Origin of the sequence: Paraclostridium bifermentans (genome assembly GCF_964259345.1) — a bacterium.
Taxonomy (GTDB): Bacteria; Bacillota; Clostridia; order Peptostreptococcales; family Peptostreptococcaceae; genus Paraclostridium; species Paraclostridium bifermentans_B.
In genome coordinates this window covers 1-1,048 of sequence record NZ_CAXVJR010000023.1, presented here as the reverse complement: position 1 = coordinate 1,048, position 1,048 = coordinate 1, and the positions used below count along the sequence as shown (strand labels likewise).

The following is a 1,048-nucleotide window of genomic DNA, read 5'->3' as shown; positions in this document are numbered from 1 at the left end:
GTATATCAATGGTACAAACTGCTGAAGGTGCTTTAGAAGAAGCAGGAAACATAGCTCAAAGAATGAGAGAGCTTGGAGTTCAAGCAGGAAATGATACTTTAGCTAGTACAGATAGAGCGAAAATAAACACTGAGTTAGATCAATTACAACAAGAAATGACTAAAATAGGTCAAGAAACTAAGTTCAATGGTAAAAACTTATTAAGTGGAGCAGGAAGCTTTACAGTACAAGCTGGAGCTAACGATGAAACTAGAACTATAAATACAATAGACTTAGTAGGTCAAGCGAATAACTTATCAAAAGCTGCTTTAGCTGATAATTCAGCAGCACAAGCTTACGTATCAAAAGTAGATGCTGTATTAGAGCAAATAAATACAGGAAGAGCTAATTTAGGAGCAACTCAAAATAGATTAGAGTACACTTCTTCAAACTTAACAACTTCTACAGAAAACTTATCAGCTGCAGAGTCAAGAATAAGAGACGTAGATGTTGCTAAAGAAATGGTTAAGTTATCTAAGTTAAACATATTAAACCAAGCATCTCAAGCTATGGTTGGACAAGCTAAGCAACAACCTGAGTCAGTAACTCAATTATTAAGATAATTAAATATTAATCTTACTTAAAAGAGTAGAATTTTAGTTCTACTCTTTTTTTTGTTTGAAAAACTATAAAAAATTATGAAAACTAGGCTTATGTAAGAAAGTTTAAAAATAAAATAAAAAATATAAAAAAGGTATAAAGATTTAACGTTATATGCCGAATTATTATAATGTAATAAATATTAAAAAAATATTTTAATTACAAAAAAAGACAAGGATGTCGAAAAAACTAAGGAGAGTATAAAATGAGAATAAACACTAATATGAACGCTATGATAGCGACTAACCAAATGTCAAAGAACACTGCATTATCAGGAAAATCTATGGAGAAGTTATCTACAGGATTAAGAATAACTAGAGCTGGAGATGACGCTGCAGGATTAGCTGTTTCTGAAAAAATGAGAGCTCAAATAAGAGGTATGGAGCAAGCAGATAGAAACGTACAAGAT

General features: G+C 31.1%; 2 protein-coding genes. Both read left to right on the top strand.

Translation table 11 applies throughout. The annotated features are described in order from the left end of the window. Window positions 1-602: flagellin (locus ACEXNK_RS17485; protein WP_373601620.1), on the top strand; the 602-nt coding region annotated here is incomplete at its 5' end. 242 nt (window positions 603-844) lie between these two features. Further along, the coding region (locus tag ACEXNK_RS17480; protein ID WP_445013625.1) for a flagellin N-terminal helical domain-containing protein at window positions 845-1,048 on the top strand (204 nt) is incomplete at its 3' end.